Source organism: Streptomyces sp. NPDC088766 (assembly GCF_044750845.1).
Classification (GTDB): Bacteria; Actinomycetota; Actinomycetes; order Streptomycetales; family Streptomycetaceae; genus Streptomyces.
The window spans coordinates 429320-445476 of sequence record NZ_JBIVKQ010000001.1 but is presented as its reverse complement, the minus strand read 5'-3'; the positions used below and the strand labels follow the sequence as shown (position 1 = coordinate 445476).

Sequence of the window (16157 nt, the reverse complement as noted above, 5' to 3'; positions counted from 1 at the left end):
GCCGGACTGGTGTCCGGGCGGCCGCCGGCGGGGCCGCGAAAGCCCGGATTCCCGGCCCGCGTCCGGCCTCGATCCGGGCCTCGACTCCGGGCCTCGGCTCCGGGCCTCGATCCCGGCCTCCGGATCCGGCCCCGGGATCCGTGCGGACGCGTACGTCAGCCGGGGACCGCCAGTTCGAACCACACCGTCTTGCCCGTGCTGCCGGGCCTGCTCCCCCAGCGGCGCGAGGAGGAGGCGACCAACTGCAGTCCGCGGCCGCTCTCGTCCTCGGGCCGGGCGGCGCGCTCGCGGGGCGGGTCCGGCACCGGGTCGGAGACCTCCACGAGCAGCACCTCGGGGAGACCGGCGGGCCGCACCAGGCGGACTCCGATGGGACCGGTGGCGTGCCGCAGGGCGTTCGTCACGAGTTCGCTGACCAGCAGGGCGGCGACGTCACCGAGGCTGTCGAGGCCCCAGCGGCACAACTGCCCCCGTACCGCGGCCCGGGCGGCGCGCACCGCGCCGGCTTCCGCGGGGAACGTCCACCCGGCGCAGCCGCCTTCGGTGTCTGTCACGCCGATCACTTCCCGGGCCGGCGAAGCATTCCCACGTCCGTTCAAGTGGTGTTGATGGCGATATACCCGGTATGCGGCATGAAGTACCGCGCGGGACGGCGCATGCCGGCGACGAGGGGGCGCGGGGATCGCGGGAAGGAGTGAGAGCGAGAGGGTGGCGGCGGTCAGCGCGGGCCGGCCGCCGCCGGGGGCTCCCCGGATCCGTCGCCCAGCCGCGCGGCCACCTCCCGTACCGCCGGGACGTCCTGGTCGAGCCAGTCGACGTCCCAGATCTCCCGCGGCGCGAGCCAGCGCAGGCCGTCGTGGTCCTGGAGGGGGGCGGGGGTGGCGGAAGCGGGCTCCAGGCGGGCGGTCCACACCTGCAGGGTGTAGGGCGGCCTCAGCGGCCACTCCCCCGGGACACGCTCCAGGGCCCTTGCGTCGACGCCGAGTTCCTCGCGCAGTTCGCGGACGAGGGCCTCCTCGGGCCGCTCACCCGGCTCCACCTTGCCGCCGGGCAGTTCCCAGCGCCCGGCGAGTTCGGGGGGTGCGCTGCGGCGTGCGGCGAGCAGGCGGCCGCCGTCGAGGAGGGCGGCTCCGACCACCACGATCCGTTCCGTCATGCGCGGGAGCCTACGGGAGCGGTCGGGGCGTCAGTTCCGTGCGCCGTCGCCGTGCTAGGCGATGTGTTCGACCCAGTAGAGCTGCTTGTGGCCGCGGCTGTCGAGGCTGTCCGCGATCTTCTGGGCCTCGGCGCGGGTCGCGTACCGGCCGACGCGGTAGCGATTGCCGTTGTCGTCCTGGCGTATGACGAGCCAGGGCAGAGAGACCGTGCTGTCGTTCATTGCGCCCCACGCCCCCTTCTCGCCCCGGCCGGGCCGGATCCCGTCCGTGACGCGACCCGCGTCCCGCCCTGTGAGGAAACCGCAATCCGCATATGCCCGAGCGTACGCCCAACCTTTACGGAGCGAATACGGCTTTTCACAAACAGGTACGCAACCAGCCAACGTACAGGGGGCGCACGGCACCGAACGCGCCGCCCCCGCACCGCGATGTCTCCGGTCGGCGCGCTGCCGGACACCCGGCGGACGACCTGCGGGAACGCGCGAGAACGACCGGATTACGACGGCCTGCGGACGGCCGCGCGGCGGGCCGCTTCCGGGGGCAACTGCCAGGGGGGTGTGCGCTGTCACCGCAAAGGTGTGCGCCACTTCACCCCGCGCCCGGGGCGGCACCCGCCCGCACACCGGGACGGGGCGGCTATCTCACCGGCAGGTGGTAGGAGACCCGGTAGCGGTCGGCGGGGATGACCACGTCCGCCGTCTCGACCGCGCGGCCGGAGGCGTAGTAGGTGCGCTGGACGACCAGGACGACGTGGCCCGGTACGCCGCCCAGGGTGAGGAGTTCCTCCGCGAGGCCGGGACGGGCTCCGACGTCCTCGGTGACGTTGTCCACGACGATGTCGATGGCGCGCATGCGCTCGACCACGCCCATGCCGCCGAGCGGCCCCTCCTCGGGCAGCATGACGGGCGTGCGGCCGGTGACCGCGAGGGGCTCCCAGGAGGTGGAGAGCATCATCGCCTCGCCTGCCTCCCGGAACACGTACCTGGTGCACATCACGCGGTCGCCGGGCTTGATGCCGAGCCGCTCCGCCACGGTTCGGCCGGCCTCCACCTGCTCGCTGCCGGACTCCCAGCTGCCGCGCGTCCGGGCGTCCGCCTGCTCCTGCCGGAACGGCGTCGCGCCGGACTCCGGGCGGTAGCCGGAGCGGGCGATCCGGCGCGGCACCGGACGCTCGCGCACGTACGTCCCCGAACCGGAGCGGCCCTCGACCAGGCCCTCCGCCATCAGCACCTTGCGCGCCTCCAGCGCGACGGTGTCGGAGACGCCGTACTCCTCGCGGATGCGGGCCTGGGACGGGAGGCGGGTGTGCGGTGGCAGCGAGCCGTCGACGATCTGCTTGCGGAGATCGCCCGCGACCCGCAGGTACGCAGGCTGCTCACCGAATGTCACTGGCCGCTCCCATCAGGTTGTACAGACAGCAACAGCCTGACAACCATCAGTTGTCCCGTGCAAGCAAAGGCCAGGGAATCACTCGAAGTGATGACTTATCCCGGGGAAGGGCTTTACGCAGGCGGTTTCTCCCCGCTATGGACGCGATCACACGTCCAGGCCGCCGTCGCTTCCCCCGGTGCTCCCGCCCTCGCCGTCCTCCTCGTACGTGGGCGGGCTGGTGGCCAGCCCCAGAGCCTTGCGGGCGGTGACGGTCGCGGCGCCGTCGACGTACGAGTAGGCGGTGTCGTAGTGCTCGTAGAAGGTGTCCACGTCGGCTGCGGTCGATGCCGCCGTCCACTCCTTGCCCGCCTTGCCCATGTCCTTGACCAGGGCGGCGACGGGCTCGCGGGCGCCGGTCCGCCAGGTGTGCCGGTCCAGCGCCCCGGCCTGCTCGGCGGTCGCGCCGGCGACGTCGCCGGCCCAGGCCCTGTTGGCGTCCAGGTCCTCCTCGGCGTAGTCCTCGGGCTCCTCGTAGAGCGCGTCGTCGAGGGCGTTCATCGCCTCGAGGAAGGCCAGTTGGTCGGCGGTCAGGGTCGTGGCGTCGGAGCGCAGCGAGCCGGTCAGCGGGGACCGCTCGTCGGCGTGGGCGAAGACGCAGACGATCTGGCGGTCGCCCCACTCCCAGCTCTCACGGGTGGGCGTGAGGTGGTAGACGTCGATCTCCTCGGTCAGCGCCCAGGTGTCCATCGCGTACTCGGCCTCGAGGGTGTAGCACCGGTCCTCGGCCTCGTCCGCCACGCGGTCGTCGCCCGGGTAACTCCCGCCGCTCAGCGGGACGGTGCCGAACACCTCGCCCTCGTGCTCGCCGGCGCAGTCCACCGTGTCGACGTCGTAGACGTCCCCGCCGACGGAGTCGCCCGGCACGTCGAAGCAGTCGCCCTTGACCAGGGAGAGGCTGGAGTTGCCCCGCGCGCCCTCCTTGAAGCCCTCCCAGAACGAGGAGGCGCCCCCCGTGGCGAGCGCCAGCACCCACAGCGCGAGCCCGAGCGAGGACAGCACGGCCCCGCCGATCGCCATGCCCGAGCCGCGCTCCCCGCGCCTCCTGATCTGCACCAGCGCGATGATCCCGAGCACCAGGCCGACGGCCGGCAGGAAGCACAGCACGCCGAGGACGAGCGCGGCGATCGCGACCCCGTTGACCGGCGCGGGCCGGTTGAGGGGCAGGTAGCCCTGCCCCCAGACCGCGTACGGCGCCCCCGCGTACGGCCCCTGGGGCGCCTGCGGGCCGTACGGCTGCTGCGGGTACGGGCCCGGCCCCTGCGGCTGCGGAGGCCCGTACGGGTCCTGTGGCTGCTGGGGCCCGGAGGGCGGGGGTATGGACACGAGTGGCGTGCTCCTGGATCGGACGGGGCGGGCGGGCGGGTCGGGCAGGGCGGGCCGCACGGGCTGCACGCCGTGATGCAGAACTGACGTACGACTGCGCGCATGGTAAGCGCGGTGCGGGCGGGGGTGGTATGCGGGTCACGAATACGACGATCCGGGCGGTGGACGGGCTCACCGACCGGTGAACGGGGCGGCCCGGGACCGGCTGCGGCTGCGGCTGCGGCTGCGGCTGCGGCTGCGGCTGCGGCGGACGGTCCTCGCCTCGGGCGGAACCCCGCAGCCGGACCCGAACGGCCCTTGTCGGAGCGGGCGTCGGCCTCCGGCGGGCACTCACGGCTGTCCGGCGGGCAGGCCGCGGACCGCTCCCGGCCGCGCCTGCTCCTCCCCGGCGGTCCGGCGGTCCGGCAGGCCGGCGGGGCATCGCCGTGTCCGAGACGTCGACGGCGTCCGGCCCGGCCGACCTCGCGGGGCGCGCGCACGCCGCTCTGCGCATCGCCATGACGTCTTTGGCCCGCACGGCCTCTCGGTGGGCGTCCTCGCCGGACGCGCTCATCTCCTCCCACCCGTCCGTGTGCCCGACCACGTGGCTCACCCCGGCGCGGGCACTCTCATGTCAGACCCGGTGCGCGCAGAGGCAAGGAGCCGCGGAGCGAATTCGTATCGTCGGAAATGACGGAAGGGCTCACCGCCCGTCTCTCCCACCAGGACCCGCCATGACCGAACCCACCATCGTTGTCGTCCGCACGGCGTCACCGCCGGCGGACCACGACGAGAAGAACCCCGACGTCACCGTCGACGCCGAGAAGTTCCCCGAGGTCGTGGCCGCCGATGCCGATCCGGATCTCGCCGCCGTGCCGGAATCGGCTTCGTGGAGATCGGCTCCTCGCACCTGGTCGTGCTCTCCCACCCCGACGAGGTGGTGGACATCGTCCCGCAGGCGGTCGAAGCGGCCAAGAGGCGACGCGGTACGCGGCCCTGACGGCGGGTCGGCCCCCGTCCGTCCGACGGCGAGAACTCCTCCGCACGGGTGCGGCGGCCGCGGTCGGCGCACCCCGGTCGTCGACGCGCGGCCCGCCGCGCGCGACGCATCCCCGAAACACCCCGTTCAGCAAAGGAAACAGCAATGAGCACAGTGACCACGCCCGACGGCACCGTCATCTTCTACAAGGACTGGGGCCCCCGGGACGCCCGGCCGATCGTCTTCCACCACGGCTGGCCGCTCAGCTCGGACGACTGGGACGCCCAGTTGCTGTTCTTCCTCGGCAAGGGGTACCGCGTCATCGCCCACGACCGCCGGGGACACGGGCGCTCCGGCCAGCCCGCGACCGGCCACGACATGGACACCTACGTCGCCGACGTCAACGTGCTGACCGACGCCCTGGATCTCCGGGAAGCGGTGCACGTCGGGCACTCCACCGGCGGCGGCGAGGTCGCGCGCTACGTGGCACAGGCCAAGCCCGGCCGTGTCTCCAAGGCGGTCCTCGTGGCGGCCGTGACCCCGGTGATGGTGCAGAAGGACACCAACCCCGAAGGCACCCCGATCGAGGTCTTCGACGGGTTCCGCGCCGCCGTGGCCGCCAACCGCGCCCAGTTCTTCATCGACGTCCCCACGGGGCCGTTCTACGGCTTCAACCGGCCCGGCGCCGAGGTGTCCCAGGGGCTGATCGACCGGTGGTGGTGGCAGGGCATGATGGGCGCGACCAACGCCCACTACGAGTGCATCAAGGCGTTCTCGGAGACCGACTTCACCGAGGACCTGCAGAAGATCGACGTCCCCGTCCTCGTGATGCACGGGACGGACGACCAGGTCGTGCCGTACGCGGACTCGGCTCTGAAGGCCGTCGAGCTGCTGAAGGACGGCACGCTCAAGAGCTACGAGGGTTACTCCCACGGAATGCTGTCGACGCACCCCGAGGTCCTCAACGCCGACATCCTCGCCTTCGTGGAGGCGTGAGGCCGAACCGGCCCGCGGAGAAGGCGGACGCCGGATCCGCGGAACCCGCCGGAGCGACAGGCGCCGGGTGCCCGCGCAGTGCGGGCACCCGGCCGCGCCCGGCGGGCGGGCACCGCGGCCGCAGTGCGCCGGGACGGACGTGACCGCCGTCGCCCTGCGGTGGCCGGTGTCGTCCCACGTCGCCTTCGCCCTCGTCCCACGACCGCTCCCGCGCACGCTGCCGTCCGGCCCGGCCGTCGCCGGTGACGGCGGACGCTCCCCGCCCCGCGTGCGGGCACCCCGGCGACATGGACGCCCTGCCACCGTCGTGCGAGGGCGGGCGGGGCCGGCCGGGAACCGGTTCGCCGCCCACCGGGGGTACTTGCTGCGGGCGTCGACCGCCGGCGCCGCCCGACCCCGCCGGCACAGGGGCGAGGAGGAGAGGCCCGCCCGGGCGCGACGCGCGGACGCACTCCCGCCGGCGGCGTCCGCCGGGTTCCCGGCGGACGCCGCCGGCCCTCACTGCACGGCGCCGCCGGTGGTCCCGGCGGCGATGTGGCGCTGGGCGACGACGAGCAGCACGGCTGCCGGGACGGACGCCAGGACCGCGGTGGCCATGACGGCGTTCCACCGGTCGGTGTGGGCGCCCAGGTAGTCGTAGATGCCGAGGGTGACCGGCCGGACGGTGTCCGTGGTGGTGAGTGTGAGGGCGAAGAGGAAGTCGCTCCAGGTGAGGAGGAAGGTGAAGAGCGCGGCGGTGACCAGGGCGTTCCTGCTCACCGGGAGCACCACGGAGCGGAAGGTGCGCAGCCGCCCGGCGCCGTCCACGCGCGCGGCCTCGATGATCTCCCGGGGAATGCCCCGCATGAACGCGCGCAGGACGATGACGGCGAAGGGGACCCCGGCGGTGGAGTCGGCGAGAACCAGTCCGAGGACGGAGTTCAGCAGCCCCAGGTCGGCGTAGGCGCCGTAGATCGCGTTGGCCACGACGATGCCCGGCACCATCTGCGTGATCAGGACACCGAAGAGCACGAGGTCGACTCCCCGGAGGGGGAGGTGGGCCAGCGCGTAGGCCGCCGGCGCGGCGAGCGCGAGGCTGAGCGCGACGCTGCCGAGGGACACGACGAGGCTGGTGACGAGGTTGCCTCCCTGGTCGCGCAGTGCCCTGGTGTAACCGCTGAAGTCCGGGTGGAGGGGGAACCAGCCGCCCTGGAGTGTGTTGCCCGCCTGCTGCAGGGAGGCGTTCACCATCCAGTACACGGGGAAGAGCATGACCGCGAGCAGGACGATCGCGACGACGGTGGACAGCAGGCCGCGCCTCGGTGCGCGCTTCACCGGTTCCCTCCCCGGATGCGCCGGGCACGCAGATGGACGAGGGCGAAGACGAGCGAGACGACGACGAGTACGTTGCTCGTCGCGGCGCCGCGCCCGAACTCGAGTTGCTGGAAGGAGAGCTGGTAGGAGCGGGTGGCGAGGGTCTGGGTGGCGTCGGCCGGTCCTCCGCCCGTCACGACGAGGATGATGTCCAGCGTCTTCACCGTGTAGATCGCCCCCAGCACCAGGACGACGTTCACCACTGGCCGCAGCAGGGGCCAGGTGACATGGCGGAACACGGCGACCGGACCGGCGCCGTCCAGCATCGCCGCCTCGTGCAGATGCGTGGGGATGTCCTGCAGCCCGGCGTACAGGATGCTGGTGTTGAAGGGGATGCCCACCCAGATGTTGACGAGGATCACCGACACGAGCGCCTCCGAGGTGCCGGTGAGCCAGGGGATGCCGGAGGACACGAGGTGGAGGCCGCGCAACGCTTCGTTGACGACTCCGGAGTCCGTGTCCAGCATCCACTTCCACGTCGTTGCCGAGACGACCAGGGGAAGCAGCCACGGCAGCAGCAGGAGCGACCGCAGCAGGCCGCCGAGCGGGAACCGGCGGTGGAAGAACAGGGCGAGGGCCAGGCCGATCACGAACTGGCCGACGAGCGAACCGGCGGTGAACAGGACGGTGGTCAGCAAGGCCTCGGAGAACAGGTCCGACGACAGGATGTCCGCGTAGTTCCGCAGTCCCACGAACGGCGCGTCACCGGTGGAGAAGGTCGTCGCCGTGTACTCCTGGAAGCCCGTCACGACGTTCTTGACGATCGGGTAGCCGAAGAACAGCAGCAGATACGCGGCGGCGGGCGCGAGGAACATCCACTGGGAGACCGACTCCCGGCGGCGGGCCCGGGGGGTGCTCATCCGCGGGGCGCGGGGCCGGTCAGGAACCGGTCGCGATCTGCTGCGCACGCTCGAGTGCTTCCTGCGGTGTCCGCTCGCCCGTCAGCGCGTCCTGGACGGCGGTGTATATCCCGGTCGCCGCTTCGGGCCACCTGACGCCGAGTTCGCGGGTCCGGGCCCGCGCGCCTGCCACGCCGCTGACGAACGCGGCCATCGCCGGGGTCTGCTCGGCGTAGCGGGACGCCACGGCGGTGCGGGAGGGCACCGTGTGGTACTGCTTCGCCACGGCGAGGGTGTGGGTGGAGTCGGTCAGGCAGGCGAGTACCCGGGCGGCCTTCTCCTGCCGGTCCTCGGAAGCGGTCCGCGGCACCGTCCACACCTCACCGCCGAGCGGGGTGACGAGGGTCTGCCCCGTCTGCCGGACGGGGACGGGGGCCGCGCCCCAGTGCAGGTTCCCGTCCTTGTCCAGGTCGGAGATCCGCCAGGGACCGTTGATCATCATGGCCGTCCTGCGGGCGACGAACTGGTCGTGGACGTCGGCCTGGGTCCAGTTCAGTACCGACTTCGACATGGAGCCGCTCTTGACCAGGTCGACCCACAGCTGGAGCGCCTGCGCGGCCTGCGGGGTGTCGAGTCGCCTCTCGTCACCGCCGTTGGACCACAGGAAGGGCAGGAACTGCCAGGTGCCCTCGAAGGTGGCGTTGGCGTCGACCGCCATGCCGTACCGCCCGGGCCGTGTCAGCTTTTTCGCCGCCGCCTTCAGCTCGTCCCAGGTCTTCGGCACGGAGACGCCGGCCTCGGCGAGCATGTCCTTGTTGTAGACGAGGGCGACCGTGCTGACGGCGGGGGCCAGTCCGTAGACCTTCCCCTCGTAGGTGCCGGCCGACAGGATGCCCTCGGCGAAGCCGCCGGAGTCGACGCCGTACCGGTCCAGCGGGGTCAGCGCGCCGGCCTCGGCTATCTGCTGCATGTCGGGGTTGTCCAGCATCAGCAGGTCGGGAAGGGTTCGCGAGGACGCCTGCCGCAGGACCTGAGGGACGAGCGAGGCCCCGGGGACGCTTCGGTGCTCGACCTTCACGCCGGCGGCCTTGCCGCAGGCCGTGAGCCACTTGCCCCACTGGGCGTGTTCGGAGGCGTCGGTGTAGTAGTCGAGCGCGGTGACGGTGGTCGCCTCGCCGCCGGCGGATCCGGTTCCGCCGCCGCACCCGGTGGCGGCCACGGTCAGAACGACGGTGCCGAGCAGGGCGGTGATCCGCCGTGCCGACGATCCGGCCGGTACGTTCACGATGGTGCCTTCCCGCGGCGAAGATGAGGCGTCCGGGTCGCTGGCGCGACGGTTCGTACCGGAAACGCCGATAGCGCGGGGATATTACCTCACTTGTCCGCCGGGGAGACGAGCCGCATTCGTCCGCTCAGGAGAGCAGCCGACGATGCGTGCCGTCGCCGCGGCTGCGGCCGCGGCCGGCGGCTGCCCGGATCATCGCCGCCACGGCCGCGGGCTGCGAGAGGACCGCGGCGTGCGAAGCGGCGTCCAATACGCGTTCGGTGGCCGCCATGCGCTGTGCCATGAAGCGCTGGGCGGCGGGGTTGAGCATCCGGTCGGCCGCCGCGATGGCGTACCAGGACGGTGTGGAGGCCCAGGCCGGCGGGCCCGATCTGTCGGTCAGCGCACCCTGGGCGATCGGGCGCTGCCGCACGGCCAGGACCTGGTTGTCCTGCGGCGGCAGGTCCGCCGCGAACACCTGGGGGAACCGCTCCGCGCGGATGTACAGCTCCCTTCCCGGACCGTCCGGGGACCCGGTGGGGAAAACGGCGGTCACGGTCGCGTCGGCCGACGGCATCGGGGCGAAGCGGCTCGTGATGTCCAGGACGCACTCGCCCTCGTCCAGACCGAACGCCGCCACGTAGCACAACGCGACGACGTTGTCGGCGCCGGAAGCGGCATGGGTGATGACCGCGCCACCATAGCCGTGGCCGACCAGGACGACCGGTACACCGCTCTGCCGCACCACGCTCCTGACGTAGGCGGCGTCCTGTTCCAGGCCGCGCAACGGGTTCGCAGGGGCGTGCACCGTCAGGCCCGCGCCGTGCAGGAGGCCGATGACCCGTGTCCAGGACGAGGCGTCGGTGAACGCCCCGTGGACGAGCACGATCAAGGGCGGTGTGTGGGCGGGTTCGCGCATGCCGGCTGCCTCCGGGTGGGCTTCGCCCCCAGTCAAGCCCACTCCCCCACGCCCGACATCGCGTGAACGTACCAGCGTGCCCGCTCAGTCCTCGCGCAGGGTCGTCACCAGGTTGGCGAGCTGGACCCGGGAACTGACCGACAGCTTCCGGAAGACCGACGTCAGGTGCGTGTTGACGGTGTGCGGGGAGACCACGAGCGCGTCCGCGGCCGACCGGTTGGTGTGGCCTTCGGCGATGAGGCGCGCGACCCGCCTCTCCGAGGCCGTCAGCGCCCCCCACCCCTGGACGGGGCGTCGCCTGCTCGCCCCGTCGCCGCGGCCGCCGGCCCCGGCCCCCCGCAGCTCGCGCTGTGCGCGTGCCGCCGCGGCGTGCGCGCCCGACGCGGCGAACGCGGCACGGGCCCGGGTCAGGGCGGCGGCCGCCTGGGGTCCGCGGCCCGCCGCCAGGAGTGCCCGGCCGAGATCGGCGGTGGCGGCGGCCCGGACCAGCGGGCGCGGACCGGACTCGAGCAGGGCCACGGAACGTTCGAGGAGGCCGAGGTCGTTCCTCACCAGTCCGAGGCACTGGGCCGCGACTCCCGTGGCGGTGGGCACGGCCGGATTGCGCGCCGCGTGAGCCTGCGCCTGGGCGGCCAGGTCCTCGGCGAGCCCGTGATCGCCGCCCCGCAGGGCCATACGTACGGCGGAGTCGACCCAGGTGCGCAGCAGCCGCCACCGCATGAAGGGATTTTCCCGCTGCACCTGCCGGAGCTTGTCGAGGGCGAGCCCGACGTCCCCGTCGTCCTCGGCGAGGACCGCTTCCAGGAAGCGGACCGCGGCCGTGTTGCCCGGATTCGGTCTGCCCGCCCACCGTTCCAGGGCCGCGGCCAGATGCTGCCGCGCAGCGTCCCGCTCACCTCGCAGGAGGGCGATCCACGAGCGGATCACGCGGGCGTTCACCTGCTGGACGGGGATCTGCACGTCGTCCTCCAGGCGCTCCATCGTGACGAAATCGGCCTCGGCGTCGTCGAGCCTGCCCAGCCCCAGGTGCTGTTGCCCCTGCGCCCACAGCAGCATCGCCTGCCGGGGCGCCTCCGCGTGGTCCGCCGCCCGCAGGAGCAGCCGTTCGCCGGACTCGAAGTCGTCCATGTGCTGGTACGCGACGATCTCCTCGGGAAGGAAGGCGGGGTCGACCGCGCTGAGCGCGGTGAAGCGCTCCAGCGAGGCGGCGTTCTCACCCGCGTTGAGCGCGATCTCGCCGAGCCCGACCAGGGACAGGACGTGCGCCTCCCGGTCACCGATCGCGAGGGCGGCACGCAGCGCGGTCTCGCCGGCCTGCCGCGCCGCGACCAGATCGCGGCTCCGGGACAGGGCCAGTGCGCGCAGGGCGGCCAGCCGCGCCCCGACCTGCGGGCCGGCGCCCCCGAGCGCCAGCGCCGCTTCCGTCCGGCGGCGCAACTCGTCGGCGAGGTCCAGGTTCCACAACGTCCCGCCGAGGGCCGCCTGCAGCCGGCCGACCGCCTCCATGGGAGGCCGGCCGGCCAGCAGCCGGTCACCGGTCGCCAGCGCCTCCCGGTCACGGCCGGCCCGCGTCAGACAGACGATGGCCTGCTCCGCCACGTCGAACCTCGACGGCCGCGTGGCCGGAACCCATTCCAGGGCGCGCGTCATGAGGTCGGCCGCGAGGCCCGGCGTGACCGGCAGCACGTCGTCGGCGGCTCGCCGCAACAGTGCCACCGCCTCCTCGTCCCCGGGCCGGCCGCCCCTGAGGATGTGCGGAACCGCGTCGACCGGCTGGTGCCCCGCGGCCACCAGGAGGCCGGCGGCCTCCCGGTGCAGGGCCCTGCGGGCCGACGGCGGGATGTCCACGTAGACCGCCTGGCGCAGCAGGTCGTGCCGGAAGACCAGCCGGTCGCCCTCGTCGTCCAGCAGTCCGGCGCGCACCGCCTCCTCCAGTGCGCCGACCAGGTCGGCCGGAGGCCGGCCGCAGAGCGCGGCGGCGTCGTGGAAGCCGAACCCGCGTCCCAGCACCGCCCCCATCTGGAGGAAGCGCAGGGTGTCGGGGTGCAGGGACGCGAGCCTGCCGCGCACACCGACCACCAGTCCCGCGGGCACGGACTCGCCCGAAGTCTCCGCGGTCCGCAGTCCGGCGAGCATCTCGACGGCGAGGAACGGGTTCCCGCCGGCTCCGTCGAGCAGTTCCCGTACCCGCTCGTCGGCGGCCGTCCCGAGGGCGTCGCCGGCCACCTGGTCGATGGCCGGGCCGGACAGGGGGCCCAGGGGCACGGTGACGGTGGGGAGTCCGCCGTCCCGCGCGGCCTCGACCGTCTCCTCCGCCGGTCCGGGGGGACCCTGCCGGCCGGTCAGCATCCACAGCACCGGCGAGGCCCGCAGGCGGGTCGGCAGCTGCTTCAGCGCGAACAGGCTCAGCGAGTCGGCCCACTGCACGTCGTCCAGGGCGATCAGCACCGGCCCGCCGCCCGCTCGGGCCTCGATCCCCTCCGCGAGGCGCTCCACCAGCCAGATCCGCTGATCGTGGCGGTGCGCGAGATCGGCGAAGGCGGCGCCGGACAGCAGCGCGTCGTCGCCTTGCAGGACGCAGGCCGCCAACGACGACAGCGGCACGATGTGATGGAGCTCGTCGGCCCTGCCGAGGCCGACCGAGAATCCCGCCGCACGGGCCCTGGCGACGGCCTCGGCGAGCAGCGTGGTCTTGCCGATGCCCGGTTCGCCCCGGATCAGGGCCAGCGCGCCGCCGCCGGCGCGGGCCACCGAGACGATCAGCGTCTGCACTTCCTCGAGCTCGGCCTCCCGGCCGCGCAGACCGCTGCGGGACAGCGATCCGCCTGACCTCGCCACTCGTGTTCCCTCCCGTCCGCACCCTCCGGCCGGAGCCCCACTATGGCAAGGGCGGCGGCCGGGCGCACAACGCGGTACGCAGAGCCCACGGTGCGGCACGCAGAGTGATGCGACCGGTACTCGGGGAGGGACACGGCCGGTGCGGTCCGGGACGACGGGCAGGGAGCTCCTCAGGCCATTGCGGCCTCCACGCCCCTCGGCGCGTCACCCACGGCACCCACGGCGTCTACGGCACTCAGGCCACCCACGGCACCCATGTCACCGGCCGCGCTCACGGCACCCGGCGACGCGGGCACTCGACGCGCTCGCGCCGCGAAGTCCCGCCATTCGGCGGGAGACAGTCCGTAGGCGTCCCGGAACACCCGGCTGAAGTGGGCCGCGCTCGTGAACCCCCACTGGCGGGCCGTCGCGGCGATGGTCCGGGCCGCCGCCTCCCGTCGGGCAAGCTCACGCCGGCACTCCTGCAGCCGGCGGCGCTGGATCCACCGGCCGACCGTGACGCCCTCGGCCTGGAAGAGCTTGTGCAGGTAGCGCACGGAGATCCGGTGGGCGCGGGCGATGGCGTCCGGCGTCAGGTCCGGGTCGGCGAGGTGCAGGTCGATGAACGTCTGGATCCGCGGCAGCAGCGTCCGGGACTCGCCCGACGCATCGGCCCTCTCCTGGTGGAGTCGCTCTCCGACCAGGACGGTGAGGAGATCGACGACGTGGCGGGCCAGTGCCTCCCCGGTGGACGGCGGGTACGTCGCCGCCGTGTCCACGAGCCGGCCGAGGAAGGGCGCCAGCAGTGAGCCCACCGTCGTGTCCGGGCGCAGCGGTGCCGCGGTGAGCCGTCGCAGGTCGGACTCGTCCAGGCCCAGGAGCCGACGGGGCAGGAGGAGGGATTTCGTCCGGAACGGCTGGGGGAACGTCATCCGCAGCGGGCGGGCCGTGTCGCAGAAGACGATCTCCCCGGGAGACAGGTCGGCCTCCCGGCCGTCCTGCTCGAACCCGGCGACGCCTGCGACCAGGAGCGTGACGACCAGCAGCTGGTCGTCGTCCGGGCCGATCAGCCGCGGGCTCCGCCGCACCGACAAAGGGCCGCCGTCCACCGTGGCGACCCGCAGACGCCCCAGCCGGGAGGTGCGGACGGACCCCCGGCAGACCTCGTCGGGGAAGGTGACGTCGACGGGGGCGAACGTCCGGGACAGGGCTGCGCGCCAGTACGCCGGTCTTTGGCGGATGGGCACCGACTCGGTGGTGCAGAAGGTGTCCGAGAGCTGCCCCGCCGTCGGTACCGATGAGTCCAGCGACATGGTTCCCGCCTTTCAGCCGGTACGTTTCCGGACACCCTCCCAACGGGCGCGCGGCGGCACATCGCGTGAATCCGCTAGATCCGGGGACCGCCGTGGGGGTCACGGCCGCCGGGCCGGTCCGTCACCCGCTTCCCGCCACGAGTTCGGCCACGAGGCGGTCCAGGTCGATGTGGAGGCCCTCCGCTCCCGCCGGTACGACCCGGCCGGTCTCCGCCAGGAACGTGGCGACCGCCGATGCCGCGATGCTCACCACGGCGGTTCCCGCGGCGGACCTGAGGACCACGCGCACCGAGTGGCGGTGGCAGCGGTGCGGGGGCACCACCAGGACGTCTCCCCTGCCCGCCGGGCGGACCAGTCCCTCCGTCAGCAGACTTCGGGCGAACACCCAGTCGACCGTGCCGGTCGACGCCCCTCCGAGGGACAGGCACACGGCGTACGGGTCCGCCCTGTCGTAGCGGAGCCGGGCGGGCAGGGGTACCGGCGGTTCGTCCGCGACGACGACGAGCACCACGACCTCGTGGGCGACGAAGGTGTCACCGGCGGCGCCGGAGAACGGCTGGGTCATTTCTCACCCCGATCAGCGAGGGAATCCCGGAGGGCGGCACGTACGCGAACAACCCTGGAGTCGCCGTTGGAGGCAGCTTGCCGTGGAGCGTACGAAAAGTTGCCCGTGAGAGCCCGGAGCACGGACTTCCACGATCCGCGCCCACCGTGGGCCCGGCTATGCGCGGTGCGTGGCGCGCCACTCGCTGGGGGACATCCCGTAGGCGGTCCGGAACACCCGGCTGAAGTGGGCGGCGCTGGTGAAGCCCCACCGTTGGGCCACCGCGACGATGGTGCGGTTCGCCGCCTCCCGGTGCGCCAGTTCCCGTCGGCACGCCTCCAGGCGGCGGCTCTGGATCCAGCGGCTGACCGTGGTGTCCTCGCCCTGGAAGATCTTGTGCAGGTAGCGCACGGAGATGTGGTGGGCCCGGGCGACGGCCTCCGGGGTCAGGTCGGGATCGGCCAGGTGCCGGCCGATGAAGGCCCGGATCTGCTGCAGCATCGCCGCGTCACCGCCCGGTGTGCCGGCGGAGCCCCTGCCGAGTCGTTCGTCGGCGAGGACGGTCAGCAGATCCACGACATTGCGGGCGAGCATCTCGCGCGTGTGCGGTCGATACGCCCCTGCGGTGTCCGCCAGCCGGGAGAGAAGGACGGACAGCAGGCCGCCGAGCGGCGTGTCGGAGCGGAACGGGGATGCCGTGATCTGCCGCAGGTCCGCCTCGCGCAGGCCCAGGACCTGGCGTGGCACGACGAGGGAGGTGGTCCGGAAGCACTTGGCCAGGGACAGCCGAACCGGCCGTGACATGTCGTAGATGAAGACTTCGCCCGGCCCCACGCTCACGTCGCGGGCGTCCTGCTCGAGCCTGGCGCCCCCTCTGGTCAGAAGCTTGACGATCACGTACGCCTCGTCGTCGCCCTGCGCGATGAGCCGCCGCGTCCGCCGGGCGTCGAGTGCGTCGCCGTCCACGGTGGTGACCTGGAGCCTGCCGAGCGGCGCCGTGCGGATCGTTCCGGTGTCGATCTCCTCGGGAACCGACATGTCCACCGCGCCGAAGGTCCGGGACAGGGCCTCACGCCAGTACTCCCGTCGCCGGTGGGCCGGCACCGTGTCCGTGCTCAGGAGGCTGCCGGTGAGGCGGTCTTCATCAGGGAGAGGTACGACCTGCGTCATGACTTCGGCCCCGCCTTTCACGGTTCGAGCATTCATCACCACTGTGGCGGTCCGCCCGCGTCCGCGCATCGCA

Annotated in this window: 14 protein-coding genes; 1 reads left to right on the top strand and 13 read right to left on the bottom strand. The window is 73.1% G+C overall.

Annotated features, from left to right (window positions below; translation table 11 throughout):
• Nucleotides 1-155 precede the first annotated feature (155 nt).
• The 5 genes from ACIP5W_RS02010 to ACIP5W_RS01990 form a co-directional block, all read right to left on the bottom strand.
• Nucleotides 156-563 (bottom strand): ATP-binding protein, encoded by a 408-nt coding sequence (locus ACIP5W_RS02010; RefSeq protein ID WP_401465248.1) that lies wholly within the window; start codon nucleotides 561-563, stop codon nucleotides 156-158.
• A 155-nt stretch (nucleotides 564-718) separates the two neighbouring features.
• Entirely contained in the window at nucleotides 719-1156 is a 438-nt protein-coding gene (locus ACIP5W_RS02005; RefSeq protein WP_401465245.1) for a (deoxy)nucleoside triphosphate pyrophosphohydrolase, read from the bottom strand.
• A 54-nt stretch (nucleotides 1157-1210) separates the two neighbouring features.
• A complete protein-coding gene (locus ACIP5W_RS02000; protein WP_382784767.1) occupies nucleotides 1211-1378 on the bottom strand; it encodes an SPOR domain-containing protein in 168 nt (55 codons plus the stop codon).
• Between the two features lie 415 nt (nucleotides 1379-1793).
• Nucleotides 1794-2546, bottom strand: coding sequence for a GntR family transcriptional regulator (locus ACIP5W_RS01995; RefSeq protein WP_401465241.1), 753 nt, complete (start codon nucleotides 2544-2546; stop codon nucleotides 1794-1796).
• A 147-nt stretch (nucleotides 2547-2693) separates the two neighbouring features.
• Nucleotides 2694-3911: a DUF4190 domain-containing protein gene (locus ACIP5W_RS01990; RefSeq protein ID WP_401465238.1), complete on the bottom strand. Its 1218-nt coding sequence runs from the start codon at nucleotides 3909-3911 to the stop codon at nucleotides 2694-2696.
• A 1123-nt stretch (nucleotides 3912-5034) separates the two neighbouring features.
• Here ACIP5W_RS01990 and ACIP5W_RS01985 point away from each other — a divergent pair.
• Nucleotides 5035-5865, top strand: coding sequence for an alpha/beta fold hydrolase (locus ACIP5W_RS01985; protein WP_401465235.1), 831 nt, complete (start codon nucleotides 5035-5037; stop codon nucleotides 5863-5865).
• A 498-nt stretch (nucleotides 5866-6363) separates the two neighbouring features.
• On the opposite strand, the gene ACIP5W_RS01980 is transcribed toward ACIP5W_RS01985, so the two are convergent.
• The 8 genes from ACIP5W_RS01980 to ACIP5W_RS01945 all read right to left on the bottom strand — a co-directional run bounded on the left by ACIP5W_RS01980 (nucleotide 6364) and on the right by ACIP5W_RS01945 (nucleotide 16084).
• Nucleotides 6364-7179, bottom strand: coding sequence for a carbohydrate ABC transporter permease (locus ACIP5W_RS01980; protein ID WP_401465232.1), 816 nt, complete (start codon nucleotides 7177-7179; stop codon nucleotides 6364-6366).
• Nucleotides 7176-8078, bottom strand: coding sequence for a carbohydrate ABC transporter permease (locus ACIP5W_RS01975; RefSeq protein ID WP_401465229.1), 903 nt, complete (start codon nucleotides 8076-8078; stop codon nucleotides 7176-7178). Before ACIP5W_RS01975 ends, ACIP5W_RS01980 begins: the two co-directional genes overlap by 4 nt.
• 19 nt (nucleotides 8079-8097) lie before the next feature.
• On the bottom strand, nucleotides 8098-9342 hold the full coding sequence (locus ACIP5W_RS01970; RefSeq protein ID WP_401465226.1) for an extracellular solute-binding protein: 1245 nt from the start codon (nucleotides 9340-9342) through the stop codon (nucleotides 8098-8100).
• Between the two features lie 127 nt (nucleotides 9343-9469).
• The gene (locus ACIP5W_RS01965) at nucleotides 9470-10276 is read right to left on the bottom strand and encodes an alpha/beta hydrolase (RefSeq protein ID WP_401465223.1); all 807 of its coding nucleotides are present in this window, start codon (nucleotides 10274-10276) and stop codon (nucleotides 9470-9472) included.
• Between the two features lie 48 nt (nucleotides 10277-10324).
• Nucleotides 10325-13078, bottom strand: coding sequence for an AAA family ATPase (locus tag ACIP5W_RS01960; RefSeq protein ID WP_401465220.1), 2754 nt, complete (start codon nucleotides 13076-13078; stop codon nucleotides 10325-10327).
• Nucleotides 13079-13248: 170 nt separating this feature from the next.
• Nucleotides 13249-14370: a helix-turn-helix domain-containing protein gene (locus ACIP5W_RS01955; RefSeq protein ID WP_401465217.1), complete on the bottom strand. Its 1122-nt coding sequence runs from the start codon at nucleotides 14368-14370 to the stop codon at nucleotides 13249-13251.
• A 121-nt stretch (nucleotides 14371-14491) separates the two neighbouring features.
• Nucleotides 14492-14935: an SsgA family sporulation/cell division regulator gene (locus tag ACIP5W_RS01950; RefSeq protein ID WP_401465214.1), complete on the bottom strand. Its 444-nt coding sequence runs from the start codon at nucleotides 14933-14935 to the stop codon at nucleotides 14492-14494.
• A 156-nt stretch (nucleotides 14936-15091) separates the two neighbouring features.
• Nucleotides 15092-16084 (bottom strand): helix-turn-helix domain-containing protein, encoded by a 993-nt coding sequence (locus ACIP5W_RS01945; RefSeq protein ID WP_401465211.1) that lies wholly within the window; start codon nucleotides 16082-16084, stop codon nucleotides 15092-15094.
• Between the last annotated feature and the right edge of the window lie 73 nt (nucleotides 16085-16157).

Excerpts from the sequence above, each read along its gene's own strand:
- ACIP5W_RS02005 (WP_401465245.1), bottom strand. The coding sequence starts at position 1,156 with ATGACGGAACGGATCGTGGTGGTCGGAGCCGCCCTCCTCGACGGCGGC.
- ACIP5W_RS02000 (WP_382784767.1), bottom strand. The coding sequence starts at position 1,378 with ATGAACGACAGCACGGTCTCTCTGCCCTGGCTCGTCATACGCCAGGAC.
- ACIP5W_RS01985 (WP_401465235.1), top strand. The coding sequence starts at position 5,035 with ATGAGCACAGTGACCACGCCCGACGGCACCGTCATCTTCTACAAGGAC.
- ACIP5W_RS01975 (WP_401465229.1), bottom strand. The coding sequence starts at position 8,078 with ATGAGCACCCCCCGGGCCCGCCGCCGGGAGTCGGTCTCCCAGTGGATG.
- ACIP5W_RS01955 (WP_401465217.1), bottom strand. The coding sequence starts at position 14,370 with ATGTCGCTGGACTCATCGGTACCGACGGCGGGGCAGCTCTCGGACACC.
- ACIP5W_RS01950 (WP_401465214.1), bottom strand. The coding sequence starts at position 14,935 with ATGACCCAGCCGTTCTCCGGCGCCGCCGGTGACACCTTCGTCGCCCAC.
- ACIP5W_RS01945 (WP_401465211.1), bottom strand. The coding sequence starts at position 16,084 with ATGACGCAGGTCGTACCTCTCCCTGATGAAGACCGCCTCACCGGCAGC.